The 25,434-nt window shown below is 57.5% G+C and carries 21 protein-coding genes; 11 read left to right on the forward strand and 10 right to left on the reverse strand.

From position 1 onward, the window contains the following. The first annotated feature begins 5 nt into the window (after positions 1-5). From gmk to RHM68_RS25040, 5 genes are all read left to right on the forward strand, one after another. On the forward strand, positions 6-626 hold the full coding sequence (gmk, locus tag RHM68_RS25020) for a guanylate kinase (RefSeq protein ID WP_322219655.1): 621 nt from the start codon (positions 6-8) through the stop codon (positions 624-626). A 167-nt stretch (positions 627-793) separates the two neighbouring features. Further along, positions 794-1,057: a DNA-directed RNA polymerase subunit omega gene (gene rpoZ / locus RHM68_RS25025; RefSeq protein ID WP_322219656.1), complete on the forward strand. Its 264-nt coding sequence runs from the start codon at positions 794-796 to the stop codon at positions 1,055-1,057. 57 nt (positions 1,058-1,114) lie between these two features. Next, entirely contained in the window at positions 1,115-3,220 is a 2,106-nt protein-coding gene (spoT, locus tag RHM68_RS25030) for a bifunctional GTP diphosphokinase/guanosine-3',5'-bis pyrophosphate 3'-pyrophosphohydrolase (RefSeq protein WP_322219657.1), read from the forward strand. A gap of 24 nt (positions 3,221-3,244) precedes the next feature. Continuing rightward, the gene (locus RHM68_RS25035; RefSeq protein ID WP_322219658.1) at positions 3,245-3,625 is read left to right on the forward strand and encodes a RidA family protein; all 381 of its coding nucleotides are present in this window, start codon (positions 3,245-3,247) and stop codon (positions 3,623-3,625) included. Between the two features lie 70 nt (positions 3,626-3,695). After that, on the forward strand, positions 3,696-4,436 hold the full coding sequence (locus RHM68_RS25040; RefSeq protein ID WP_322219659.1) for a hypothetical protein: 741 nt from the start codon (positions 3,696-3,698) through the stop codon (positions 4,434-4,436). A gap of 75 nt (positions 4,437-4,511) precedes the next feature. Here the strand turns inward: RHM68_RS25040 and RHM68_RS25045 are convergent, their stop codons facing one another. Next, positions 4,512-5,369, reverse strand: a complete 858-nt coding sequence (locus RHM68_RS25045) for an SDR family oxidoreductase (protein ID WP_322219660.1) — start codon at positions 5,367-5,369, stop codon at positions 4,512-4,514. A 188-nt stretch (positions 5,370-5,557) separates the two neighbouring features. Between RHM68_RS25045 and exbB the strand changes: the two genes are divergently transcribed. The 6 genes from exbB (at position 5,558) to RHM68_RS25075 (ending at position 12,439) form a co-directional block, all read left to right on the forward strand. Further along, complete coding sequence (gene exbB, locus RHM68_RS25050; protein WP_322219661.1) at positions 5,558-6,553, forward strand: tonB-system energizer ExbB; 996 nt, start codon at positions 5,558-5,560, stop codon at positions 6,551-6,553. A gap of 6 nt (positions 6,554-6,559) precedes the next feature. Then, entirely contained in the window at positions 6,560-6,988 is a 429-nt protein-coding gene (gene exbD / locus RHM68_RS25055; protein ID WP_322219662.1) for a TonB system transport protein ExbD, read from the forward strand. Next, entirely contained in the window at positions 6,985-7,734 is a 750-nt protein-coding gene (locus RHM68_RS25060; RefSeq protein WP_322219663.1) for an energy transducer TonB, read from the forward strand. Before exbD ends, RHM68_RS25060 begins: the two co-directional genes overlap by 4 nt. A gap of 210 nt (positions 7,735-7,944) precedes the next feature. Next, on the forward strand, positions 7,945-8,874 hold the full coding sequence (locus tag RHM68_RS25065) for a hydrogen peroxide-inducible genes activator (RefSeq protein ID WP_322219664.1): 930 nt from the start codon (positions 7,945-7,947) through the stop codon (positions 8,872-8,874). A gap of 9 nt (positions 8,875-8,883) precedes the next feature. Further along, complete coding sequence (recG, locus tag RHM68_RS25070) at positions 8,884-10,959, forward strand: ATP-dependent DNA helicase RecG (RefSeq protein ID WP_322219665.1); 2,076 nt, start codon at positions 8,884-8,886, stop codon at positions 10,957-10,959. A 79-nt stretch (positions 10,960-11,038) separates the two neighbouring features. After that, positions 11,039-12,439 carry an aminoacyl-tRNA deacylase and HDOD domain-containing protein gene (locus tag RHM68_RS25075; protein ID WP_322219666.1) on the forward strand — a complete coding sequence of 467 codons (1,401 nt, stop codon included), beginning with the start codon at positions 11,039-11,041 and terminating at the stop codon, positions 12,437-12,439. Between the two features lie 96 nt (positions 12,440-12,535). Here RHM68_RS25075 and RHM68_RS25080 read toward each other — a convergent pair whose 3' ends face one another. The 9 genes from RHM68_RS25080 to tssM form a co-directional block, all read right to left on the reverse strand. Beyond that, the gene (locus RHM68_RS25080; protein ID WP_322219667.1) at positions 12,536-12,919 is read right to left on the reverse strand and encodes a helicase; all 384 of its coding nucleotides are present in this window, start codon (positions 12,917-12,919) and stop codon (positions 12,536-12,538) included. Positions 12,920-13,119: 200 nt separating this feature from the next. Next, complete coding sequence (locus tag RHM68_RS25085) at positions 13,120-13,659, reverse strand: lysozyme inhibitor LprI family protein (RefSeq protein ID WP_322219668.1); 540 nt, start codon at positions 13,657-13,659, stop codon at positions 13,120-13,122. Between the two features lie 98 nt (positions 13,660-13,757). Then, the gene (locus tag RHM68_RS25090; protein WP_322219669.1) at positions 13,758-14,039 is read right to left on the reverse strand and encodes a hypothetical protein; all 282 of its coding nucleotides are present in this window, start codon (positions 14,037-14,039) and stop codon (positions 13,758-13,760) included. Positions 14,040-14,803: 764 nt separating this feature from the next. Then, positions 14,804-15,397 (reverse strand): lysozyme inhibitor LprI family protein, encoded by a 594-nt coding sequence (locus RHM68_RS25095; RefSeq protein WP_322219670.1) that lies wholly within the window; start codon positions 15,395-15,397, stop codon positions 14,804-14,806. After that, positions 15,379-18,015, reverse strand: coding sequence for a pesticin C-terminus-like muramidase (locus RHM68_RS25100; RefSeq protein ID WP_322219671.1), 2,637 nt, complete (start codon positions 18,013-18,015; stop codon positions 15,379-15,381). The genes RHM68_RS25095 and RHM68_RS25100 overlap by 19 nt, the downstream gene beginning before the upstream one ends. A 49-nt stretch (positions 18,016-18,064) precedes the next feature. Then, entirely contained in the window at positions 18,065-20,119 is a 2,055-nt protein-coding gene (tssI, locus tag RHM68_RS25105) for a type VI secretion system tip protein TssI/VgrG (RefSeq protein ID WP_322219672.1), read from the reverse strand. A gap of 28 nt (positions 20,120-20,147) precedes the next feature. After that, a complete protein-coding gene (locus RHM68_RS25110; RefSeq protein WP_322219673.1) occupies positions 20,148-21,164 on the reverse strand; it encodes a serine/threonine-protein kinase in 1,017 nt (338 codons plus the stop codon). Beyond that, entirely contained in the window at positions 21,161-21,889 is a 729-nt protein-coding gene (locus RHM68_RS25115; protein ID WP_322219674.1) for a PP2C family serine/threonine-protein phosphatase, read from the reverse strand. The genes RHM68_RS25110 and RHM68_RS25115 overlap by 4 nt, the downstream gene beginning before the upstream one ends. After that, positions 21,889-25,428, reverse strand: a complete 3,540-nt coding sequence (gene tssM / locus RHM68_RS25120) for a type VI secretion system membrane subunit TssM (protein WP_322219675.1) — start codon at positions 25,426-25,428, stop codon at positions 21,889-21,891. Before tssM ends, RHM68_RS25115 begins: the two co-directional genes overlap by 1 nt. Positions 25,429-25,434 lie beyond the last annotated feature (6 nt).

Raw genomic sequence — 25,434 nt, forward strand, 5'->3', positions numbered from 1 at the left:
CCGACATGAACCACAGCACCGGCACTCTCTACATCATTTCCGCGCCCTCTGGCGCGGGCAAGACCAGCCTGGTCAAGGCGCTAATCGAAGCCGATTCGCAGATTCGCGTTTCTGTGTCGCACACCACCCGCGCCATGCGCCCGGGCGAAGTGAACGGCGTGAACTATCACTTTGTCGAACGCGAAGTGTTCGTGAAAATGAGCGAACACGGTGACTTCCTGGAACGCGCCGAAGTGTTCGGCAATCTCTACGGCACCTCGCAAAGCCACTTGCAGCAGACCCTGGATGAAGGCCACGACCTTATTTTGGAGATCGACTGGCAAGGCGCCGAACAAGTGCGCAAATTAATGCCCCAGGCCCGTTCGATCTTTATTCTGCCGCCGAGTCAGCAGGCACTGCGCCAGCGCCTGACCAATCGCGGCCAGGACAGCGACGAAATCATCGAGGGCCGGATGCGCGAAGCCGTCAGCGAGATGAGCCACTATGTCGATTACGACTACCTGATCATCAACGATGATTTCGCCCACGCGCTGGACGATCTGAAAGCGATTTTCCGCGCCAATCAGTTGCATCAGAAGCGTCAGCAGCAGCGCCACGGCAAATTGTTGGCCGAATTACTAGGCTAAACAGCGCTTCCAAAAACCGCTGCAAGCGCTTTAAATTGGCACTTACAGCGCTTTGAAGGGCCTGGTCAAAAAATCAGCGCTTCCCTAATCGCTGGTGATTTTTTAAACTGCTGAGTCCGCTCGCCCAACCGGGCAGCGCGCATATTGCATTCGCTCCGAGGAATACCATGGCCCGCGTAACCGTTGAAGATTGCCTAAACCACGTGGAAAACCGCTTTGAGCTGGTCATGCTGTCCACCAAGCGTGCCCGTCAACTGGCCACAGGCGGCAAAGAGCCACTGGTTCAGTGGGAAAACGACAAGCCTACCGTTGTGGCCCTGCGTGAAATCGCCGAAGGCCTGATGAGCTACGAGGTTATCGCCAACGCTGAAATCATCGAAGACGATCCGCTGTTCGCAGCGTTCGAGGACGAGTCCAACGAGGCCGTCTAAGTCTATGCCTGGTCGACGTAGCACGGCGCGGGGTCACAGCGAACGGCAGGAGTCATCATGCCGAGCATAGACGCCCTCGCCGATCGCTTATCGACCTACCTCGGCAAGGACCAGGTCAACCTGGTCCGCCGAGCGTATTTCTACGCCGAACAAGCCCACGATGGCCAACGCCGCCGCAGCGGCGAGGCTTATGTCACGCACCCTCTCGCGGTGGCGAATATTCTTGCCGACATGCATATGGATCATCAGAGCCTGATGGCGGCCATGCTGCATGACGTGATCGAAGACACCGGTATTGCCAAGGAAGCGCTGCAAGCGCAGTTCGGCGAAACCGTGGCCGAACTGGTCGATGGGGTCAGCAAACTGACCCAGATGAATTTCGAGACCAAAGCCGAAGCCCAAGCCGAAAACTTCCAGAAAATGGCCATGGCCATGGCCCGCGACATTCGCGTGATCCTGGTCAAGCTGGCAGACCGCCTGCACAACATGCGCACGCTGGAAGTGCTGTCCGGCGAGAAACGCCGACGCATCGCCAAGGAAACGCTGGAAATCTATGCGCCCATCGCCAACCGGCTGGGCATGCACGCCATCCGCATAGAGTTCGAAGACCTCGGCTTCAAAGCGATGCACCCGATGCGTTCCGCGCGGATCTACCAGGCAGTCAAACGCGCCCGGGGCAACCGTAAGGAAATCGTCAACAAGATCGAAGAGTCCCTCAGCCACTGCCTGGCGATTGATGAAATCCAGGGCGAAGTCAGCGGACGCCAGAAACACCTCTACGGCATCTATAAAAAAATGCGCGGCAAGCGTCGGGCCTTCAACGAGATCATGGACGTCTACGCGTTCCGGATCATCGTTGACAAGGTCGACACCTGCTATCGCGTGCTAGGTGCTGTGCATAATTTGTACAAACCGTTGCCGGGACGCTTCAAGGATTACATCGCGATCCCCAAGGCCAACGGCTACCAGTCGCTGCATACCACACTGTTCGGCATGCATGGCGTACCGATCGAGATCCAGATCCGCACCCGTGAAATGGAAGAGATGGCCAACAACGGCATCGCTGCCCATTGGCTGTACAAATCAAGTGGCGATGAGCAGCCAAAAGGCACTCACGCCCGCGCCCGCCAGTGGGTCAAAGGCGTGCTGGAAATGCAGCAGCGTGCCGGCAACTCCCTCGAATTCATAGAAAGCGTGAAGATCGACCTGTTCCCGGACGAGGTCTACGTGTTCACGCCCAAAGGCCGGATCATGGAGCTGCCCAAAGGCTCCACGGCGGTCGACTTCGCTTATGCGGTGCATACCGACGTTGGTAACAGCTGTATTGCCTGCCGGATAAATCGCCGTCTCGCGCCGCTGTCAGAACCGCTGCAAAGTGGCTCCACGGTCGAGATCGTCAGCGCACCCGGCGCACGGCCGAACCCGGCATGGCTCAACTTCGTGGTGACCGGCAAGGCGCGAACGCACATCCGCCATGCACTGAAACTGCAACGCCGCTCCGAGTCCATCAGCCTTGGCGAACGCCTGCTGAACAAAGTGCTGAACGGTTTCGACAGCTCGTTGGAAAAAGTCGCGGCCGAGCGCGTCAAGGCCATGCTCACCGAGTACCGCCTGGAACTGATCGAGGACCTGCTCGAAGACATCGGCCTTGGCAATCGCATGGCCTACGTCGTCGCCCGCCGCCTGCTGGGCGAAGGCGAACAGCTGCCGAGCGCAGAAGGCCCGCTGGCGATTCGCGGCACCGAAGGCCTGGTACTCAGCTACGCCAAGTGCTGTACGCCGATCCCAGGCGACCCGATTGTCGGGCACCTGTCCGCTGGAAAAGGCATGGTCGTCCACCTCGACAACTGCCGCAACATCAGTGAAATCCGCCACAATCCGGAAAAATGCATCCAGCTCTCATGGGCCAAGGATGTCACCGGCGAATTTAACGTCGAGCTGCGCGTCGAGCTGGAACACCAGCGTGGCCTGATCGCTCTGCTGGCCAGCAGCGTCAACGCGGCGGACGGCAATATTGAAAAAATCAGCATGGATGAACGCGATGGTCGCATCAGCGTGGTCCAACTGGTGGTCAGCGTTCACGACCGTGTACACCTGGCCCGTGTGATCAAAAAACTGCGCGCCTTGACCGGGGTGATCCGCATCACCCGAATGCGCGCGTAGCCCACCCATTACAAGGAGTCATTCATGACCAAGACTGTTATCACCAGCGACAAGGCCCCCGCCGCCATCGGCACGTACTCCCAGGCGATCAAGGCTGGCAACACCGTCTACATGTCCGGTCAAATCCCACTTGATCCAAAAACCATGGAACTGGTCGAAGGCTTCGAAGCCCAGACCGTCCAGGTTTTTGAGAACCTCAAGGCCGTGGCTGAAGCCGCCGGCGGTTCGTTCAAGGACATCGTCAAACTGAACATTTTCCTCACCGACCTGAGCCACTTTGCCAAGGTCAACGAGATCATGGGCACATACTTCGACCAACCCTACCCGGCTCGCGCAGCCATCGGCGTAGCAGCCCTGCCAAAGGGTTCGCAAGTTGAAATGGATGCCATTCTGGTCATCGAGTGATACCGGCGGCGCAGCCTCCCGGGCTGCGCCGACTGTTCTGTTGTAAAAAAGGTTTTGAAAGGATTCCACCATGCGCAAAGCGCTTGCCCTCACCCTGCTCGCCGTGCTCCTTGGCGGCTGCGCCAGCAACCCTGCCGACCGAGACATCAGCGGCATCTGGATTAACCAGGTCGCCATCGATGCGGCATCCAAGGGCGGCCCACTGCGCGAAGCGCTCCAGGCTTATGGCCCCAACCTGGAATGGGACGTCAACACCAAGGCCGGCCAGGCCCGCTACTCCAATGGCTTTGAAAATGTCGAAGGCAAGCTTCTCGGCGAAAAGTCCGGTGCCTGGAAAGTCGATTTTTATGGCAGCTCCGCCAGCGAACTCAAGCGCGACGGTAAGCAACTGAGCCAAGCCGCAAACGACAACGAGCCGGCACAAGTTTTCGATCGCGCGTTGATCCCCGTACCGGACGGCGCGCCGATTGGCGCGAGCTTCGAGCGGGCCCTGTATTCGGCTTACATGGGTGGCAACTGGAAAGTCGTCAGCGGCCCGGGTGAAGGCAACACCGTGCAATTCCAGGCGGATGGCCAAGTATCCGGCCTGCCGGGCGCTGATCGTTATGCACTGTGTCTTGCCGGAGATTGTGCGTCGATGAGCGGCGGCAACGACAATATCTGGCTTCAACTGAACGGCCAAGGCAACACTTGGATCTTTGCGCGCAAGGGCAAAGAGCTGGAGATCCTCCACACCGTGAACACGGCGCAGGCGGATGAAATGCCTTCGTTTACGCCGGGACAGCGGCAGTGGTTGCTCGAGAAACAGTAACCTGTCGCTAAGGTCAGTGCAGGCCCATGTGGGAGCGAGCCAGCTCGCTCCCACAGTTGTGTGAGTGTTTAAGCGTCAGCAGCGCCCTTCAAGAATTGCCGCGTAGCCTTCGCGGTACGTTGAATAGCGCGGCGTCCAGCCCAATGCCTTGGCCCGTGCATTGCTGCAACGCTTGCTGCCAGCGCGACGCACGCTCGCATCCTCGGCCCACTCGGTCACGCCCAAGTAATCACGCAACCAGCCCACCACCTCGGCCAGCGGCGCCGGTGCATCGTCGACGCCGATGTAGATGTCATCCAGCGCCACGTCTTGATGATCCGCTTTAAGCAAATACGCCATCAGCCCAGCTGCGTCGTCAGCATGAATGCGATTGCCATACAGCGGTGGATCCACCGCCACTCGATAACCGCGGCGAACCTGAGTCAGGAGCCACTCGCGGCCCGGACCGTAAATCCCGGTCAACCGCACGATGCTGGCCGGTATACCGCTATTGAGCGCCACCTGCTCAGCCTCCAGCATCAACCGCCCCGAATAACCGTCTGCCACCGTCGGCGAGGTTTCATCGACCCACTCCCCGCGTTGTTGGCCATAGACACTGCTACTGGAAACGAACAACAGGCGCTTAGGTGCCTGCCCATAGTCGTTCAGCCACTCAAGTACATACTGCAAGCCCTGGACATAGGCGGCGCGGTACCCGGCTTCATCGTGATCGGTAGCCGCCGCGCAATACACCAGATAATCCACGGCACCGATTGGCCAAGTCTCTGGACACTCTTTATTGAACAAGTCGCCGGCAACACCGATCACCCCTTCGGGCAGACGTGAGACATCACGCCGCAAGCCGTGAACCTCCCACCCTGAACCGAGCAATTGGGTAGCCAGACGACTGCCAACATCACCGCAGCCGGCGATCAAAACAGAAGGCGAGGACATCAGAAAACTCCCATCAGAAAGGTACAGCCTAGCGCCGGCACAGGACGAGCGGCTAGCAATGTAGAAAAAAATAGACTCTATTACTTTTGTTAACGAGAATTACTTGCAATAATGCACGCCACTTTTGTTCTCGGCCCCACGAGGCCTGGAAGAACATTGACCCTCTTTTCCTCTCAGGTCCGGCCAGCATGACACCCAATCAACTCTTCGCTTCGCCAACCAAACGACCTCTTGCCTGGAGCGCGGTGACGGCTCTGCTGTTCAGCTTGATGCTGACGCCGACCGCTACTTTCGCCAATGAAACCGCAGCATCCGCCGCCCACGAGCCAGCGGCTCACGCGACACCTGAAGTACCGAGAAACGCTGACGGCAGCGTCGATACTTTGTCCCTGCCACCGGGCGCACAAAAAGCCTTGGCTGAATTCGGTGAAGCCGCGAAGAAAATCGACGCGCAACCAGAAGAAGACAACTCTCTGGGCATGGCTCACGACCTGTCGCCGTGGGGCATGTACAAGAACGCCGACATCATCGTGAAAATCGTGATGATCGGCCTGGCTATCGCGTCGATCATCACCTGGACCATCTGGATCGCCAAAGGCTTCGAGTTGATGGGCGCCAAGCGCCGCCTGCGCAGCGAAATCGCCAATCTGAAAAAAGCCACCACACTGCGAGAAGCCAGCACCTCGGCGAACAAGGAAGGTACCCTCGCCAATCTATTGGTCCATGACGCCCTCGAAGAAATGCGCCTGTCGGCCAACAGTCGCGAGAAAGAAGGCATCAAGGAACGCGTCAGCTTCCGCCTCGAACGCCTGGTGGCGGCCTGCGGTCGCAACATGAGCAGCGGCACCGGCGTGCTCGCCACCATCGGTTCTACCGCACCTTTCGTGGGTCTGTTCGGGACCGTGTGGGGCATCATGAACAGCTTCATCGGCATCGCCAAAACCCAAACCACCAACCTTGCCGTTGTGGCCCCCGGCATTGCCGAGGCCCTGCTGGCGACAGCGCTGGGGCTGGTTGCGGCGATTCCCGCAGTCGTGATTTACAACGTCTTCGCCCGTTCCATCGCGGGTTACAAAGCGCAGGTTTCGGATGCGTCGGCAGAAGTCCTGCTGTTGGTCAGCCGCGACCTGGATCACCTGCCGCCCGAGCGTGTCTCGCAACCGCACATGGTGAAAGTGGGGTAATCAGCCATGGGCCTGCATTTAAAAGAAGGCGCAGACGACGATCTGGCCGAGAACCACGAAATCAACGTCACTCCGTTCATCGACGTGATGCTGGTGCTTTTGATCATTTTCATGGTGGCTGCTCCGCTGGCCACCGTAGACATCAAAGTTGATCTGCCCGCTTCGAGTGCCAAACCAATGCCTCGACCAGAGAAACCGGTGTTTCTTAGCGTAAAAGCTGATCAGCGCCTGTTTTTGGGCGAAGACGAAGTAAAAGCCGAAGCACTCGGCACCACCCTCGACGCCAAGACCCAAGGCAAGAAAGATACGACAATCTTCTTCCAGGCCGATAAAGGCGTGGACTACGGCGACCTGATGAGCGTGATGGATGCGCTACGCGCAGCCGGTTACCTGAAAGTGGGCCTGGTCGGACTCGAGACGGCAGTCAAGAAATGATCACGACGCGCCAAAAACTGACGCGTTACGGCGCAAGCCTGGCCGTGGTACTCGGCGTCCACGCGCTGGCCATTGCCCTCGCGCTGAACTGGACGGCACGTGCGCCTATCCCATTGCCGCCGCAGGCGATGATGGTCGAGTTGGCGCCGGTTCCTGCCCCGCCACCGCCCGCACCGCCGAAGGTCATCACACCGCAGCAGCCACCCGCCCCGGTCGAAGAATTACCATTGCCCAAGCTCGCCGAGGCCCCGAAACCGACGATCTCCGTGCCGAAACCGGGCAAACCCAAGCCAAAGCCTCAACCACCCAAGCCTGTCGAGAAAAAACCAGAGCCGCCGAAGGAAAAACCGTCCGAGGAAAAACCCAGCGACGCGCAACCGACGCAAGCACCCACGGAAAAATCCGCACAACCGGCACCCGGACCGTCGCCCGCGCAACAGGCGGCCAAGGCCAGTTGGCAAAGCGAATTGCTCGCGCACCTGGCCAAGCATAAAAAGTACCCGGCCGCTGCTCGGATGCGCGGCAAGGAAGGTTTGAACCGCCTGCGCTTCGTGGTGGATGCGCAAGGCAATGTGTTGTCGTTCGAACTGGTCGGCCGTTCCGGCAACGCCGATCTGGACGATGCCACCTTGCAAATGATCCGCGAAGCGCAGCCGCTACCCAAACCACCGGCCGACATGCTGAAAGACGGCCCAATCGAAATCGTTGCACCGTTTGTTTACTCGCTGGAAAGACGCCGGCGGTAAGCACTACGCCTGAACCCTGTGGGAGCAAACTGCTCCCACAGGGTTTTTCGGTAGCGCGGAAATCCGTGAAGCCCCCATAAAAAGTGCCTTTCACCTATCCGCCTGCGGCAAACCTGAATTGCCGGGTGTCACTCACCACACTCAGTCTGATAACGTGCGTCTATCGATTGCAGCCAGTATGCTTGGCCCGCAACTTCATGGACGCTTGCTATGACTCTTACAGAATTACGCTACATCGTTACCCTCGCCCAAGAACAGCATTTCGGCCACGCGGCCGAGCGCTGTCACGTCAGCCAGCCGACCCTGTCGGTGGGTGTGAAAAAGCTTGAAGACGAACTCGGTGTGCTGATTTTCGAGCGCAGCAAGAGCGCCGTGCGCCTGACTCCGGTCGGCGAAGGCATCGTCGCCCAGGCGCAAAAGGTGCTGGAGCAGGCTCAAGGCATCCGCGAACTGGCCCAGGCTGGCAAAAACCAACTGACCGCGCCACTGAAAGTCGGCGCGATCTACACCGTTGGCCCCTATCTGTTTCCGCATCTGATTCCACAACTGCACCGGGTCGCACCGCAGATGCCGTTGTACATCGAAGAAAACTTCACCCACGTGCTGCGCGACAAACTGCGTAACGGCGAGCTTGACGCAATCATCATTGCCCTGCCGTTCCACGAAGCAGATGTGTTGACCCTGCAACTCTACGACGAGCCGTTCTACGTCCTGATGCCGGCCCAGCACCCGTGGACGCAAAAAGAAACTATCGACGCCAGCCTCCTGAACGACAAGAGCCTGCTGCTGCTGGGCGAAGGCCACTGCTTCCGCGATCAGGTGCTGGAAGCCTGCCCGACGCTGGCCAAAGGCAACGACGGCGCCAAGCACACCACAGTGGAATCCAGCTCGCTGGAAACCATTCGCCACATGGTCGCCTCCGGATTGGGCATCTCGATCCTGCCAATGTCCGCCGTGGACAGCCATCACTACGCCCCAGGCATCATCGAAGTGCGTCCGCTGACGCCACCGGTGCCGTTCCGCACCGTGGCCATCGCCTGGCGCGCAAGCTTCCCGCGCCCGAAAGCGATTGAAATCCTCGCAGACTCTATTCGCCTGTGCTCGGTGGCCAAGCCCGCAGCGCCAGTGGTTGCGGGTTAAGTCGCAGCCATGATCGAGTTGTCGCAAGTGTCGGTGACCGCACTCAAGGGTGTCGGTGAAGCCATGGCCGAGAAATTAGCCAAGGTCGGCCTGGAAAACCTTCAAGACGTGCTGTTTCACCTGCCGCTGCGTTATCAGGACCGCACGCGTGTGGTCCCGATCGGTCATTTGCGACCGGGTCAGGATGCCGTCATCGAAGGCACCGTCAGCGGCGCCGACGTGGTCATGGGCCGTCGCCGCAGTCTCGTCGTGCGATTGCAGGACGGCACCGGCGGGCTAAGCCTGCGCTTCTACCATTTCAGTAACGCCCAGAAAGAAAGCCTCAAACGAGGGACGCGCATCCGTTGCTACGGTGAGGCGCGGCCCGGCGCCTCGGGCCTGGAAATCTATCACCCGGAATACCGTGCGATCACGGGCGACGAGCCGCCGCCCGTCGACGAAACACTGACCCCGGTCTACCCGCTCACCGAAGGCCTGACACAACAACGCTTGCGCCAACTGTGTATGCAAACCCTGACCTTGCTAGGCCCCAGCAGCCTGCCCGACTGGCTACCGACCGAGCTGGCCCGCGACTATCAACTGGCGCCACTGGCCGACGCGATCCGCTACCTGCATCACCCGCCCGCCGATGCCGATGTCGATGAACTCGCCCTCGGCCATCACTGGGCACAGCACCGTTTGGCCTTCGAAGAGCTGCTGACCCATCAACTGTCCCAGCAGCGCTTGCGCGAAAGCATGCGTTCCTTGCGCGCGCCCGCGATGCCGAAAGCCACCCGGCTGCCGCCCAAGTACCTGGCCAACCTCGGCTTCGCGCCGACCGGCGCCCAGCAACGGGTCGGCAACGAAATCGCCTACGACCTCAGTCAGCACGAACCCATGCTGCGGCTGATCCAGGGCGACGTCGGCGCAGGTAAAACCGTGGTCGCCGCCCTCGCTGCCTTACAGGCGCTGGAGGCCGGTTACCAAGTCGCGTTGATGGCGCCCACTGAAATTCTCGCTGAGCAGCACTTCGTCACCTTCAAACGCTGGCTCGAACCGCTGGGCATTGAAGTCGCGTGGCTGGCCGGCAAGCTCAAGGGCAAGCACCGCGTCGCGGCCCTGGAACAGATTGCCAGCGGCACGCCCATGGTGGTCGGCACCCACGCATTGTTCCAGGAAGAAGTGAAGTTCAAGAACCTGGCACTGGCGATCATCGACGAACAACACCGCTTCGGCGTACAGCAGCGTCTGGCGTTGCGCCAAAAAGGCGTCGGCGGACGGATGTGCCCGCATCAACTGATCATGACCGCCACGCCAATCCCCCGAACACTGGCCATGAGCGCCTACGCCGACCTCGACACCTCGATCCTCGACGAACTGCCGCCCGGTCGCACGCCGGTCAACACCGTGTTGGTTACCGACACGCGTCGCGTAGAAGTGATCGAGCGAGTACGAGGGGCCTGCGCCGAAGGCAGGCAAGCCTATTGGGTGTGTACGCTGATCGAAGAGTCTGAAGAGCTGACCTGTCAGGCCGCCGAAACAACCTACGAAGACCTCACCGCCGCCCTCGGCGAACTAAAAGTGGGCTTGATCCACGGCCGCATGAAGCCTGCCGAAAAAGCAGCAGTCATGGCCGAATTCAAGGCTGGCAACCTGCAACTGCTGGTCGCGACCACCGTGATCGAAGTGGGCGTTGACGTACCGAACGCCAGCCTGATGATCATCGAAAACCCTGAACGCCTGGGCTTGGCGCAGCTGCACCAATTGCGCGGCCGAGTTGGTCGCGGCAGCGCCGCCAGCCATTGTGTGCTGCTCTACCATCCGCCGCTGTCACAGATCGGTCGGCAACGACTGGGGATCATGCGCGAGACCAACGATGGTTTTGTCATCGCCGAAAAAGACCTCGAACTGCGCGGCCCCGGCGAAATGCTTGGCACTCGCCAGACCGGCCTTCTGCAATTCAAGGTCGCCGACCTGATGCGCGACGCCGATCTACTGCCCGCCGTGCGTGATGCCGCGCAAGCGTTGCTGGAGCGCTGGCCTGATCACGTCAGCCCATTGCTCGATCGTTGGCTGCGCCACGGGCAGCAATACGGCCAAGTGTGAGCACCGTCTCAGTTTCAGGGCCATCGTGTCGAACAAGGTGGTTATACTCCTGCCATTGTTTCAAAAACGGATACGCATCATGACCGAAGCTGCCCTCGCCTCCGAAACCCCGCACGCTCCGTCTGTTATTCGGCTGCTGCTCGGCAAATTGAGCATCGCCTACGAAGAAGTCCTCGACCATCACGGCCTCAACGCTGCACGTAAAGTGCAGGCCGTATTGGTGGACGATGCAGTCGGCGCACTGATGGTGCTGTTCCCGCAAAGCCAGTTACTGGACCTAAATCGCCTCGCCGAACTCACCGGTCGCCGGCTGACGGCGGTGTCCACCGAGCGCCTGGAAAAAATGCTCGGCAAGCACAACCTGAGCCTGTTGCCCGGTCTGCCGGCGCTCACCAGCTCACCGTGCCTGTACGAAGAAAGCCTGCTGCGCGAACCGAAGTTACTGATCAACTCGGGCGAGCCAGGCCTGCTGTTGGAAGTATCCAGCGAAGACTTCAAGATTATGCTGACCAAGGCCAGCGCCGCCCACTTCGGTGAGGCCCTGAGCAGCATCCGGCCAAACCTCGACCGCCCCGATGATGACCGCGAGGAAATCACCCAGGCCGTTCAAGCGTTCACCGCACGACGCATCCAGCAACGCCTGGAAGCGACGATCGAGATTCCACCGCTGGCCGAGACCGCGCAGAAAATTATCAAACTGCGCGTCGACCCGAACGCCACCATCGATGACATCACCGGCGTCGTCGAAACCGACCCGGCTCTGGCCGCACAAGTTGTGAGCTGGGCCGCGTCGCCGTACTACGCGTCGCCGGGCAAAATTCGTTCGGTGGAGGACGCCATCGTCCGCGTGCTCGGTTTCGACCTGGTCATCAACCTCGCACTGGGCCTGGCGCTGGGCAAAACCCTGAGCCTGCCCAAGGATCACCCGCAACACACCACGCCGTACTGGCAGCAATCTATCTACACCGCTGCTGTGATCGAAGGCCTGACCCGTGCCATGCCGCGCGCCCAGCGCCCGGAAGCCGGCCTGACCTACCTCGCTGGCCTGCTGCACAACTTTGGCTACTTGCTGCTGGCGCACGTCTTTCCGCCGCACTTCTCGCTGATCTGTCGCCACCTGGAGGTCAACCCGCACCTGTGCCATAGCTATGTCGAACAACATCTGCTGGGCATCAGTCGTGAACAGATCGGCTCGTGGTTGATGCGTTATTGGGACATGCCCGACGAGCTGTCCACGGCCCTGCGCTTCCAGCACGACCCGAGTTATGACGGCGCCTACGCGGAATACCCGAACCTGGTGTGCCTGGCTGTGCGTTTGCTGCGCAGCCGTGGGATCGGGTCCGGGCCGGATGAAGACATCCCGGATGCGTTGCTGGAACGCGTGGGCCTGAGCCGCGACAAAGCCAACGACGTCGTCAGCAAAGTTCTCGAAGCGGAGACGCTGCTGCGCGAACTGGCTTCGCAATTCAGCCAAGGCTAAAACCATCAAGGGCAAGCCCCGCTCCTAAGGATCACCTAAATCCTGCAGGAGCGAGGCTCGCCCGCGAAGATTCCAACTCGGCCCACCTGACAGACATCAAGCCTTAGGCTTAGCCTTCCTCGGCTTCAAATACTTGGTCAACCCCTGGAACCACATCACCAGCGCCGGATTGCCCTTGATCTGAATCGACTTGTCCTGAATCCCCGTCATAAACGCCAATTGCTTGTTCTTCGCCTGCATCGTGGCAAAGCCATACGCCGAGTCTTTAAAGACAATTGCAAACGCCGCCTCGGCATACACGCCGGACTTGCTGGTGATGCGCTGCTCTTTCACCAAAAAATGCCGCGCGACTTTCCCGTCCAGAGTCTGTAGCTGAAACACCAACTCCTTGTCACCCAACTGCTGTTGAAATGCAGGATTGGTCCGGCTGGCCTTACCCATCAACCAACCCAGCATCCACAGAAGAAAACGAAATTTCATGCGCAAAGCCTCAAAGGAAAATGAACGGCTGGAGGAGTGTAGCGAGTTTGGGTGATAGCGACACCATCGGGTTGTGTTAGAAGAAGATGATGGGGTTTTTGCCGTTGATGACTGCCAAGTCACACTTATCGTCAGACAAAAACCCTCGCGTAGGAGCTGCCGAAGGCGGCGAGCTTTTGATCTTCCCATCACTGCACAGCTCAATCACTGCGCTCAGCCACCCGCGCAGGAATCTTCGACGCCTTGCCCGCGCCGCTCATCAACGTGGCGTATTGCTTATACGCCTGGGCTGCCTGCTTCTTGTCCTTCAGACCCCAGTAACTGTCCGCAAGGTTCAGATAAGCCACGGTTCGAGCCGGGTTCCGGGCAATCACCGCGTTCAACAACTCGACCGACTCTTGGTAATAAGCGGGCTTACCTACATCAATCTCAAAGGCCTCCACGGCGCAATTTGTATCCCGTAACTTGATCCACGCACGTTGTGGTTCGTTTAACATCGCCGAATACTCTTCCCCCAATTTGGGATCGGCGAGGTATTGAGATTCAAGCCTGCCCATCAGTTGGTGGTAGCTCGTATTCAGCTGCGAGTCAGTTGCATTTTTTGCAGCCTCGGAACATGGGGAAACCCCCAGGCTAGAGGTGGTTTCACTGCAATCGTCTTGAGCAAAGGCGGCCGAAACCGGCAGTAGCACGAATGCGATTAGCGCGTTGGTTAACCCTAAAACAAAGCGCTTCAACATCTTCAATCCTTTATTCATGTTGGATGAATATCAATATTAAGATTAAAGGTTGACAAACAAATCCGCCACCTCGCCGCTCAAACCAACTAATTGCACGCTTAATGCGTGCGCGCCTCAACTCGAGCTGGAACTTTATTCGCAGCTCCTTTTTTCAACATAGCATCCAGGTAGGCAGCATAAAATGATTTGACCTCATTTTTCCTTCCCAAAGTCCAAAGAGAGTCAGCGATATTGAGCTTAAGTGGAACTCTATCAGGAGCCAAAATTAATAACTGCTTATAAATCTCCATCGCCAAAATATGCTCATCATCTTGGGAAAAATAGAATCCGATATCATTATATTCAGAGATGTTTTCTCTGGAGGATAGCATGCCATACATGAAGAACCCCCCATAAAAATATGGTTCTTCAATGCATCTGCACGAAACTTATTTGAAGACAGGTTGGCAACATTGGCTATTAGCTGCTTGGTCGACTCTCCTTATTTAGAAAAATCAAAAATTTCGCCTGTCGTGACTTTCCACTTTCCATCCACCCAGGCTACGTCACATTGGGACACCGAACCAACGTCCTTAACACAGCCGCTCTCTAAGGATATTGCCTCACAGTGCGCTTGTTCGGAATTTACCGCATTACACTGTTCGTCGATTACATCGCCGAAATCAGTTCGATATACCAGTATAAATTTCCTATCAGGGGAAACCGATTGCGCATCTGAGTAAATCACCCTGCCTATAGGTGCAGACTCTAGTCTGACTCGGGAGGTGATATATTCTAAATGCGTTGTTAGGCCCATAATATTCTACATCGGTCCATCCTCCATGCTGATGCCAATTTTTGAATTGCAGCAAATCTCCAGGGGAACCAGTGATATCAAGCTGGCCTTCATCTGCATGACCGGGTAGGGAGAAGAGCAAAACGAGTAATTCGAGCACATGATATCTTTTAAACATTTAAACTGCCTATTGGCAACAACACTGAAGAGAAATCAAAATAGAAAAGGCACGTATTTATTATAGACAGATCATGGTGCGGCCTACCCATTAATAAATCCGTCCCCTTTCGCTCTTAAGTCATGCATCAATCAGATTAGCAATCTTCAGAGCCGGGGGACGGATATATCAACCCCTTTGTTGACGCCAACTTAATAGATTGGGATTTGAAACCGCATACGCGCCATACATCTCTCGGCAGTTTCGCCATATAACTTCTTAGTCATGGTGCAATTTTTTTCTGCATATTCCTTCCATGACGGTCCAAAATCTGTGTCTCCGCCTACGTACTCAACAGCCTTAGAGTAATTCATAGCAGTAGTTTTCTCATTGACCACTGAGACAGCTTTGTAAAATCCATCACCAATTACACCGGTGCGCAGATACACGAGTTCATTCAAGCGGAAGCTCGTAAACTGCTTAATGCAGGAAAGCTTATCTATCGGCAATTCTTCACCAGTAGCCCCATCTCCTTCTTCCGCACAGTAACTTTCTTTCAGTTTAATCCAGCTTTTTTGCGCACTCAGCAATTCGGGTCTAGATGATGGATCCAATTCGGAAGATAATGCTTTATATTGTTCATTAAGAAGTTTATCAATTTTTGCGAACGACTGCTGCGAACAGTTGATAATGTCAGGGTTAGTTAAATTCGTGGCGCTACAATTAGCATCCGCCAGTACATTACCCGCGGAAACAGACAAAACACAGACAACAAATATTTTATTAATCACTTCCAGCAATTGCATTTTAAAGCCTCCTCAAAAAAAACCGCTTCTTTTTCACGCCTTGTCGCTACCCCGGCCGTTTGAGGATCATTCTCCCAAAGTCTTTTCATACTACGAAGTCGTGAAGGAATAAGCTCAGGTTTGTCGCTATCAAAATCTTCTTTTATTTGCTTCATTTCTATACGCTTCTGTGCCTTAACCGGGGTATTTCCGGTTAGTGCATTCCCTCTATTCACTACAAGAGAGAGAAGCACCCCCTGACAGTCAGGGTGCAGATTTATGGCCTTGGGATACACATCAACAACTTGCTGAGCATATCTTTTCTTCATAATAACCGCCAACTTAAGAGCATTGTCCTTACTAATTGATATAGAACTTACATTATAAACATAATCCCTGGCATCCTGACCTTTCTTACCCAAAGCGCCTTTCAAACTCTCGATCTCATCTGCTGTATAAAGATCTTTAAGCTCCGCATCTACGCCGGCAGCCGTTTGCTGCCCAAGATCATAGCCGTAGCCTATGGTTATACCGCTATTATCATCGGTCAAGGCATACGGATGCTCTCTGTACGCCTCAATCGCCAGAAGAAACTCAAATAGCTTTTTGGATACAACATATGGCCCAACCGTCGTATCTAAGTTATAGACCTCTGCCTTACACTTCTCCGGACATCCTGACAAAAATCCAGCCAATAGCCCGAGTGGGTGAATGTGCTGAATATTAATGTCGCTGGTGATGCCATGTTGCCCGTTCAGCTTGTCCCACCAACTCAGGCGCTCAATACGCGCCTTCTCCTCAACCCACTCCTTATGCGGATCCGAATCGCTGTGCCCCATTAGTTCATCCAGGGAGTCCCACTTTGATTGCTTATATTGCCACTCACTCTCATAACGCGTGACCATCTGAGATATAGGCTGGGAGAACCAAGGTTTTCCGAATGCTTCTTTTATTTCAGAGGGGGTAAGTTTTTTATTGCCATTTTTATCCAGTATTTTATACAACTGCTGCTTCGCAGCGCCATCGTTGGCGGTTCCTACGTTCGGCAGGTACGTCGCTAGCTCCTCTTCAGTCAGACTTTCCTGAGCATGAAGGAATGCAGCCAGGTGATCCACATTGCTAACGGTTTCTTCGATGAAACTGAAGCCATCCCACTCAAAAGGCGAATGACGTGACAACGCAATATCTGGTTCGGCAAACCAACCGCTGATCTCATTACCTGCCGCATCCCCCAGAAGCCCATCCAAACGCCACCAAAGCGTGTAGCTAGTGCTTCCGCCCATAACGACTGGAGCCCTGATTTTTTTCTCCGCAGGCAAAGCCTCAAGCAAGCCGACAGGAATCAAAAAATCATAACCAGTCTCTGTATGCGCATCAGTCACTTTAGGTGGATTTGTAGCATTCATGCCTTGTTTATGGGTAATAAGTGGACTGCCTTTGGGGATCTTCAGCAGTGTCTTCTCAGTCGCCGGCAAGCTGGTGGCCTTGGACTTGCTGAGTTCGGTAAACGCTTTGACGTCCTCACAGCTGAAAACTTCCAGGTGCAACAGGTTCTTGGGGGCTGGATCAGAGTGGTTCTGATATTTCCCAACGTGCCCAATCAAGCTCCCAGCCTTGATCGGAAATGGTCGTTCTAGTAGATGGACAGCATTTTTCTCTGCCGGCTCATTTTTCGTTTCAAGTAATCCTTCCCACACATAGCCGAGTATGCCGTTGGAGGCAGTCAACTCAGGGACGGGGTTACCGGCAACAATTTCTAGCAACTTCTGATACTTGCCGCTTGAACCTTCATTGCCGATTTTCACTTGAGTGCCAATTGGCAGAATGGCTGTCGTCGCACTCGACTGGTTGGCCGCTGCATGCACGGCAAGCCCTTTCTGAGGCGGAGTCATTGGGTCTTTTGCAGCACTGCCGATGACGTAGCTATTGGGTGTTGCACTCGCAGTCATTTCTCGTTTGAAGACCCAGCCTGTTCCCGGCGAAACGTTGGCATCAGCGGGCGTGACACTCACCACTTTGAGCCACCCATGATCCTCTTCGCCGGTTTCAACAACAGTGCCTCGAGGCAATACGGTCAATACATTGTTATAGCCAGGTTTACCGCTGCGTTCCTGACGAACCCTAAGGCCGAGGATTGGGTCGTTCGCAGTTGATTTAACTTGCCATGTGCCACCGCTCCAAAACGCTGGTCGGCCCAAGCCCGGCGTTAATTTGTAGGTGTCCCAATCCAACAGATGCATATACAAACTAAAAAACGTCAGGCTGGGTCCGGCTGCTGGTGCCACTCCTGCGGCTGGCGCAGGAGGTGTGGGAAATTCAAGTCGGTGTTTGACCAGCACGAAACCCGTTGAATAAACCGACTGTGTCGAACCAAAGTCAGACTTTGGGTAAGCCTCATCAATCCGATACGCCACAACCTCACCATCAGCGATACATCTGACTTCCGTCAGATCCTTCACCAAACCGGTGGCCTCATCAAAGTGAACACCACCATGCCAAAGACCGTTAGCGCCTAGTGGGTAGTACCCATCTTTAGCCTTAGCCAGTGCCTTATAAAACTGCTGCGGATCTGTCGCTACTGCCCCCTCCACTGCCAATGGATAGGACCATTTCTCTACTTTGCTTGTTGTCTCAGTCATTACTAATTACCTGATTCCTGATCCCTGGAGGCATGCGCCGTCGAAGTTATTAACCGGAAAAATTGAGCATTCGTTTGGGTTGGCGTTTGACCTGTTCTTCCGGCGCATTCATCAACGCCTGATCCATCAAACTCCCCGCCTTATCCTTATCCGCAGCCCCCGGTAGCACCGGCGGTTTAATCCCAATCCCCGTCCCATTTCCAGCAGACCCACCGGCATTGATCTTGATCACCGGCCCAACCACCGTAATCCCACCGGCGTCGAGCTTGATGAAGCTGCCACCGGCCTTCACCGTCAGCTCCATCCCAGCCTCAATAACAATCTTGTCCCCAGCCTTCAGATGTATCTCTTTCCCCGCACTCGTCAGTTGTGCAGTCCCGAGCTTCACATGCTGGTTCTGCCCAATCGTCAGGTGGTCGTCCATCCGTGTTTCAGTCTTGCGGTCCGCAATCGTGGTGCGATGTTCTTCAGCCTTCAACTCGGTGTAGGTGTTCTTCTCCACCGTATCGTGGCGTTCATTGCCGACACGGATTTTCTGGTCGTGCTCGATGTTTTCATCCCAATCACGCTGGGCATGGATGAAGATTTGTTCCGCGCCTTTCTTGTCTTCGATGCGCAGTTCGTTGTATCCGCCGCCCCCCGGTGAGCTGAGGGTTTTGAAGACGGTGCGGGTTTTGTTGGCCGGCAACTCGTAGGGAACCTGATTTTCCTTGTGGTACAGGCAACCGGTCACCAGCGGTTGGTCGGGGTCGCCTTCGAGGAAGGTGACGAGGACTTCCATGCCGATGCGCGGGATGGCGATGGCGCCGTAGCGGTCGCCGGCCCAACTGCTGGAGACACGCATCCAGCAGCTGGTTTTGTCGTCGGCCAAACCTTCGCGGTCCCAGTGGAATTGCACTTTGATGCGTCCGTATGAGTCGCAGTGGATTTCTTCACCTTTGGGACCGGTGACCATGGCGGTTTGGCTGCCGAGGACGCGGGGTTTCGGGTGTTGCAGGGCCGGGCGGTAGAACACGTTCCACGGAGTGGCGAGGAAGCGGTTGCGGTAGCCCTGGTGGAAGTCGTCTTTGTTGTCAGTGGTGTCGCTGGTCACTGACTCTTCAAGGACTTGTGGTTGCTTACCTTCGTGAAAAATCTCGGTCAGCAGCCAGAGGTCGTTCCACTCTTGGCGCGGGTGGTCGGAGATTTCCAGGAAGTGGCCGCTGCTGAGCGTGGTTTGGTCGCCCCAGCCTTCGGCTTGCTGGTAGTCGGCGCGGTGGCGTTCCAGCGCTCGTTGGCTGAGGAGTTTGCCACGTGTGCGGTCGATGAAGCGGCCGGGGTAGTCGTAGTCTTCCAGGTCTGGTTCGGTGGTTTCGCCGTCGGGATTGCTCTCGGGTTTGTAGGCGGACTCGAGTTGCAGGCGTGGTTTTTCGAAATCGTAGTCGCGGCGCGTCGTGCGGCTGGTGCGGGTCTCCAGGCGTAGTTTGAAACCTTTGATTACCGGTTCGTCGGCGACCATGCCACTGCCCTGTACATACGCGGTGGGCTGGCCAAGTTTCGGGAACACGGTTTGGTCGTCGCCGAACACCAGCAGGTGAGCTTTTTCGCTGTGCTGGAAATGGTAGTGAATACCCTCCTCCTCGCACAGTCGTTGCACGAAGTGCAGGTCGGTTTCGTCGTACTGCACGCAGTAGTCGCGGTCCGGGCATGGCTGGCTCAACTGGAAGCTATAAGCGTTGCCCTTGATGCCGTGCTCGTCGAGGATCAGCGCGATGATTTTCGGCGCCGACATCTGTTGGTAGATGCGCTGGTTGGTGCGGTGATGCAGGTATTGCAGTTGCGGCACCAGGGAGATTTTGTAGCGGGTCAGGCGTTTGCCAGCATCGCCCTGGGCGACGCGGTAGATCTGGCCGTGGATTCCAGAGCCCTGTGGGTCGAGCGCGAGGAACGCCTGTTTGTGCAGGAGTTTTTCCAGGTCCAGGTCCGGGTTTTCGCTGACCAGTTCCAGGTCAAAGCGATACGGCTGGCTGATGCCTTCGGTGCCGGTGAACGACAGCACTTGCAGGTCGCCGTCGTAGTCTTCGACGGTGAGGCTGAAGTGGGTTTCGTTAGCGGGGTTGAACATGGCTAGCTCCCTGTTCGGTAGTCATCCGTTACGCCCGCAGTCGCAGGCGTTGCAGCAAAGACGAAGTGGCGCCCATGGCGTCACGCAGTTGTGCAGCGCTGATCGTGCGATCAGCCGCGTTGAAGGTCAGCGCTTTGCGCAGGGCTGGCCAGCAATGTTTCGGTAGATTCTTCGGTGCGCGCAGCTCGCGCTCCAGGTGCTCGTCGCGGGCCTGGGTCGAGGGCAAGCGGCGGAATGGGTGTTTACCGCCGGCCAATTCGTAGAGCACACACGCCACGCCGTAGACATCGGCGCCGGCGGTCAGCGGCTGGCCTTCGAGCAGCTCGGGGGCAGCGTAGCCGGGGGTCCAGGCGTTGAAGCGGCTGCGACTCAGGTGCGGCAGGCCGGGCAAGATGCCCTCTTCTGCCTGACCCAGACCGAAGTCAAACAGGCGCACGCCGTCTTCGCTGAGCATCACATTGCTCGGCTTCATGTCGCCGTGCAGCACACCACGCGCGTGGGCGTAGGCCAGCGCGTTGAGCAGCGGCAGCGCAATATCGCGCAGCTCAAACCACGGCAGGCCAAGGGGCCGCTCGCAGAGCAATTTGTCCAGGGTCAGCCCACGCATGAGCTCCATGGTGATGAAGGCGCGCTGGCAGTCGGTGTCGACTTCAAAGGTGTGAAAACGCAGCACGTTGTCGTGTCGCAGTCGTCGGGTCAGGGCGAACTCGCTGTAGAGCAAGGCACTGGCGTCCGGCGATTCGGCAAATTCTTCGCTGAGGATTTTCAGCGCGATGTAAGGGTCGGGATCGCCGAACTGTTCGTTCAGCAAGTCCCGCGCACGGTAAACCGCGCCCATGCCACCGGCACCGAGCAGGCGCTCGATGCGGTAACGGCCTGCGAGCACATCGGGCATTTCACCGACGCTGGCCCGGGTCGGCGCCAGTGCGGGTTGTGCCTTATGCGGCTCTCCGTTCAGGGACTTGGCGAACGCAAAGTAGGTCAGGTTGTTGTCCTGCTCTTCGGTCACCAGCAGGTCGTCGATCGGTAGCATGAGTTCAGTCATCGGCGGATCACCACAGCAGTCAAGTTGTCCCGGGCCGAGCCGCGCAAAGCGCCGTCGAACAGACGCTCCAGCGCAACGTGCGGCGCGGTCAGGCTCAGGGCGTTGCCCAAGGCATCGCTGCTGAGGCCTTGGTACAAACCGTCGCTGCACAACAGGAACGTGTCGCCGGGATAAACCTCGAGTTCGAGCACGTCCAGTATCAGCACATCGGCCGCCCCGACCGCACGGGTCAAGGCATGGGCCGAAGGATGGGCACGGGCGTCCTCGATGCTCATGTTTTGCTCGTCGATCAGTTGCTGTTGCAGCGAATGATCCTTGGACAGTTGATACAAACGCTGGCCCCGCCACATGTAGCAACGGCTGTCGCCGGCCCAGATGCAGGCCGCGCGACTGCCTTCTACCAGCAGCGCCACCACGGTGCTGCCCATGATGCTGTCATGACGACCGGCCGTGACGGTCAACTCCTGACCCAAGCGGCGGTTCAGCCAGTGCAAGCACTGGCGTATGCCTTTGAGTCGCTCGTCGAAGTCATCCTGCACCGGCAGTTCGGCCAGGCTGGCGACGATCAACTGACTGGCGATGTCGCCACCCTGATGACCGCCCATGCCGTCCGCGACCACCCACAGCCCCTGCTGCGGCGAGTCGAGAAAGGCATCTTCGTTGCGCGCCCGAACCTTCCCGGCATCGGTACGCGCAGCGCTGCGCCAAGGACTGGCAACCAGCATCAGAGCTGCACCGGCATACGGAAGGTGCGCAGCACGCCCATGTCAAACGGGTTCGGCGTGCGTTGGCTCGACAGCAAGTAGTTGGCGCGCAGGCCACCTACGTCTGCTTTCAACACCAGCACGTCGCGACCGGTCATGTACTCGGTCTGCATCAGGTCGAACAGACGGAACAGCGACCATGGGCCCGTGTTTTTTTCGATACCGATCGGGCGACCGACCATTTTGTCGAGGACCAAGCTGGTGCGACCATCTTCAGCATCGGTCGGCCATTTGAACGACACCGGTACGATCGGGCCATGACGGTATTCGATGGTCTTGTCGCCAAACTTGAACTCGGAACGGCTGACGGCCGGGTCGAGGGTGTACGGCTCAAGTTTGAACTGCACCTGCGGCTCGGCCGGGTTCTCGGCAAAGAAGCTCTGGCGAATGGTTTGGGCCGCGGCCATTTGGTCGAGGTAGACCTTGGAGATCGGCAGGCTGTGACCGTCGACGCTGCGCATGCGGTAGTTACCCGGATCGCCGCTGACGAATGGACGCATGTAGGTGTCGAAGAAGCGATCAACGATGCCCTGGGCCTTGAAGAACTCGCGGAAGTCGTTGATCGCCACGTCGCTGGTGCTGTGGGCGCTGAACGGATAACGCTTGTTGATCGCCTTGCCATAGAAGCCGTACAGCTCGCTCTGGTAGCGCTGGTTCAGGTACTGGTAGGAATCGTTGAGTACCAGACGCCAGGTGTCTTCGGCCAATACGTTAAACCAGACACTGACCGGACGCGGCAAACGGTTGGACGCATTGCGCAGGTTGCTCAGCGCATCACGCTGGCCGCCCATGCGGGTCTTGGCCATTTCGAACGCAGCCTGCTCCGGCGAACTCGCGCGGGCCAGGCTGGCGACTTGCAATTGCAAGTCGTTGAGCGCTTGCAAAGCCGGGGTCAGGTCAGCGGCTGGGCCGTTATTGTCATCCAGCAGACGGTGCAGGGGTTCGAAGCGCCGTTGCAGGGATTTCTTGGCGGTGTCCGGCAGGTTTTTCGCGGCGGCCATGTCGGACGCCTTATCGGCGGCGGCAGACGCCAGTTTGCCGAGTTTGCCCAACTTGCCTTTCTGCTCGGCCAGTGCCCCAGCGGCATCGGCCGCCTGATCAACCGGTTCGGCTTCTGCCGGGAACCGGGTGTTCTCGCGCACTTCCACCAGCAGTTGCAGCACTGGGGAGTTGGCCGAAGTCAGGCCCGCCAGTTGCTCGGCGCCTTCGCTGAAGTCGCTGATCGCAGGTAATGCAACCTGGCCGACCGCTTCACTCCAGAAGTTGGCGTAGTCGCGGAAGTACAGTTGCTCCAGTTCGACCATCAGACGACGCAAGTCCATGCCGCTGATTCCCGAACCTTCACCCAGCACCCAGTTGTCCCGCAGGATATCGCTGACCAGCGTAGCGCCTTGGACCGAGAAGTATTGCTGATAACCCTGCTGGGTATAAAACCCGGGGATTACATAGTCGGTGCCGACAAATAGCGAAGCCTGTGGGCCGATGTGTTGGCTCAAACGGTATTCAGGCAGGTTGCGGGCCTGCTCGCGCAGCATCCGGTAAACCACATTAGCCAGGGACTCGCTACGCAAGACCTGACGCGCCTGAGCCACCAGTTGATCGTTCAGCGGGTAAATAAAAGGCTGCTTGAGCAAACGCTCAAAGTGGGCGTTCAAGCCATTCTGCACGGCGGTGTTGCCGGCGTAACGCTGGGACCACTCGGTGGCCACCCAATCTTTAAGCCATGGACCGTCGCGACGGTCTTTCATGTTCAGCATCAGGTACGCACGCAGGCTGTTAAGCAAGCGTTCGCGGTCCTGCATGTTGGCGCGAATCTGCGCTTCAAGCAGGGTCGCGACCCTTGGCAACAGCTGAGTTTCAAGCTCACGCTCGTAGGCAGCCTTGACCACCGGGTTGGCGTCTTCGCCCTGATACAGACCGCCACGCTCGTGGTAACCGACGTCCCCTTTTTTCGGGAAGACCTGAGTCGCCGCGTAGCTGCTATCGAGGGTCTTGAGCACCGCCATGGAGTCATCACGCGGGGTCAGGACTGCGCGCTGCTGCGTCCAGGTTTGGGCCAGGGAGCGCAGGTTTTCCAGACGCTCATAGTTGGCCGAGAAACCGCCCGCCCAGAGCAAACCGAACAGGCCCAACGCGGCCAATGCGCCCACGTACAGCGCACGCTGGCCCCAATGAATGCGGTTGCGTTCGCGCTTGTCCAGGCCGGCCAGATCGGCCTCGGGGAAAATGACGCGGCTGAGCAAATGATGAATGAATCGCGAACGGCCACTGCGCAGTGTCGGCAACGTACCGGTTTTCAAGCCCAGATTGGCGCCGATATTGGCGGTTGTCTGGTCCATTTCTTCGACCAGGTGCGGCGCGCTGGTCAAGTAGAAACCACGTAACTGGCTGGAACGCTGGTAGCGGTTGCCGGTGAACGCCATGTCGACGAACAGACACAGGCGCTCGCCGATCAGCCCCAGTTGATGCGGGAAGTCGAGGATGCGGCCACGACGCTGAGTGTCGCGTTCCTGGTGCATGCGCATGATCACTTGGCTGTTCAGGCGCCGCAGCAGCTCTTCGAACTCGGCGCGTAGCACCGTGGCATCGCTGCCGCGCTGGTCTTTGCGGAAGCTGGTGCCGAGCACCTGATCACTTTCTTCGCGAGTCAACTGGTCGAAGAACTCTTCAAAACCCAGCAACGTGTCGGCCTTGCTCAGCACCAGATAAACCGGCACGTCGACATGCAGCTTTTGATGCACCTCTTGCAGGCGCTCGCGCACTTGGCGCGCCAGGTTTTCCAGGTCTTTCTCGTCGGGGTACAGCAGGGTTTCCACCGGAATGGTCACCAATACGCCGTTCAACGGACGGTTGCGGCGACGCCTGCGCAGCAAGTCGAGCAAGGTGCTCCAGGCATTGCTGTCCACATCGGGCTCGCCCTGGGTCAGGTAACGCCCGGCCGTGTCGATCAGCACGCCATGGTCAGCGAAATACCAGTCGCAGTGGCCGGTGCCTTGGGTATCGCGGGTCAGTTTGCGGTCGATCTTGTTAATCGGAAACTCAAGCCCCGAGAAATCCAGCAGGCTGGTTTTGCCGCTCGATTTTGGGCCGATCAACAAGTACCACGGCAAATCATTGCGCCAGCGCTCACTGCGACCGCGGTACAGACTCGAGACTTTCAGGGTTTTGAGGGCGTCCTTGAAACGCACCTTCAGTTCCTTCTCCTCTTTGTCAATCAGCTCTTCACGGCGAATGCGATCCTGGCCATCTTCGGTTGCCTCGACCGCCTTCTTGCGCACACCCGCGCGCCAGCTGACGAAGACCATGGTCAGGCCCCAGATCAGGAACAGCACACTGATGGTCAGCAGGCGGGAGGTCGAACCTTCCCAGAATTTGTAGTCATCAACCGCCAGCAGCGGCCCGACGAACCACACCAGCAGCGCCACAAACAGCACCACCAGCAAGGTCCAGACCCAGGTCTTGCGCAAGAATGCGCCGACTTTCTTGAAAAACTTTTTCATCACACG

Origin of the sequence: Pseudomonas sp. DC1.2 (assembly GCF_034351645.1) — a bacterium.
Classification (GTDB): Bacteria; Pseudomonadota; Gammaproteobacteria; order Pseudomonadales; family Pseudomonadaceae; genus Aquipseudomonas.

What these genes read in the sequence shown, in the direction of transcription:
- RHM68_RS25065 (WP_322219664.1), top strand. Translation starts at nt 7,945, where the DNA reads ATGACTCTTACAGAATTACGCTACATCGTTACCCTCGCCCAAGAACAG.
- RHM68_RS25110 (WP_322219673.1), bottom strand. Translation starts at nt 21,164, where the DNA reads ATGACTGAACTCATGCTACCGATCGACGACCTGCTGGTGACCGAAGAG.
- RHM68_RS25115 (WP_322219674.1), bottom strand. Translation starts at nt 21,889, where the DNA reads ATGCTGGTTGCCAGTCCTTGGCGCAGCGCTGCGCGTACCGATGCCGGG.
- tssI (WP_322219672.1), bottom strand. Translation starts at nt 20,119, where the DNA reads ATGTTCAACCCCGCTAACGAAACCCACTTCAGCCTCACCGTCGAAGAC.
- tssM (WP_322219675.1), bottom strand. Translation starts at nt 25,428, where the DNA reads ATGAAAAAGTTTTTCAAGAAAGTCGGCGCATTCTTGCGCAAGACCTGG.
- rpoZ (WP_322219656.1), top strand. Translation starts at nt 794, where the DNA reads ATGGCCCGCGTAACCGTTGAAGATTGCCTAAACCACGTGGAAAACCGC.
- gmk (WP_322219655.1), top strand. Translation starts at nt 6, where the DNA reads ATGAACCACAGCACCGGCACTCTCTACATCATTTCCGCGCCCTCTGGC.
- RHM68_RS25100 (WP_322219671.1), bottom strand. Translation starts at nt 18,015, where the DNA reads ATGACTGAGACAACAAGCAAAGTAGAGAAATGGTCCTATCCATTGGCA.
- RHM68_RS25045 (WP_322219660.1), bottom strand. Translation starts at nt 5,369, where the DNA reads ATGTCCTCGCCTTCTGTTTTGATCGCCGGCTGCGGTGATGTTGGCAGT.
- RHM68_RS25035 (WP_322219658.1), top strand. Translation starts at nt 3,245, where the DNA reads ATGACCAAGACTGTTATCACCAGCGACAAGGCCCCCGCCGCCATCGGC.
- RHM68_RS25085 (WP_322219668.1), bottom strand. Translation starts at nt 13,659, where the DNA reads ATGTTGAAGCGCTTTGTTTTAGGGTTAACCAACGCGCTAATCGCATTC.
- RHM68_RS25080 (WP_322219667.1), bottom strand. Translation starts at nt 12,919, where the DNA reads ATGAAATTTCGTTTTCTTCTGTGGATGCTGGGTTGGTTGATGGGTAAG.
- RHM68_RS25095 (WP_322219670.1), bottom strand. Translation starts at nt 15,397, where the DNA reads ATGCAATTGCTGGAAGTGATTAATAAAATATTTGTTGTCTGTGTTTTG.
- spoT (WP_322219657.1), top strand. Translation starts at nt 1,115, where the DNA reads ATGCCGAGCATAGACGCCCTCGCCGATCGCTTATCGACCTACCTCGGC.
- recG (WP_322219665.1), top strand. Translation starts at nt 8,884, where the DNA reads ATGATCGAGTTGTCGCAAGTGTCGGTGACCGCACTCAAGGGTGTCGGT.
- exbD (WP_322219662.1), top strand. Translation starts at nt 6,560, where the DNA reads ATGGGCCTGCATTTAAAAGAAGGCGCAGACGACGATCTGGCCGAGAAC.
- RHM68_RS25090 (WP_322219669.1), bottom strand. Translation starts at nt 14,039, where the DNA reads ATGTATGGCATGCTATCCTCCAGAGAAAACATCTCTGAATATAATGAT.
- exbB (WP_322219661.1), top strand. Translation starts at nt 5,558, where the DNA reads ATGACACCCAATCAACTCTTCGCTTCGCCAACCAAACGACCTCTTGCC.
- RHM68_RS25040 (WP_322219659.1), top strand. Translation starts at nt 3,696, where the DNA reads ATGCGCAAAGCGCTTGCCCTCACCCTGCTCGCCGTGCTCCTTGGCGGC.
- RHM68_RS25060 (WP_322219663.1), top strand. Translation starts at nt 6,985, where the DNA reads ATGATCACGACGCGCCAAAAACTGACGCGTTACGGCGCAAGCCTGGCC.
- RHM68_RS25075 (WP_322219666.1), top strand. Translation starts at nt 11,039, where the DNA reads ATGACCGAAGCTGCCCTCGCCTCCGAAACCCCGCACGCTCCGTCTGTT.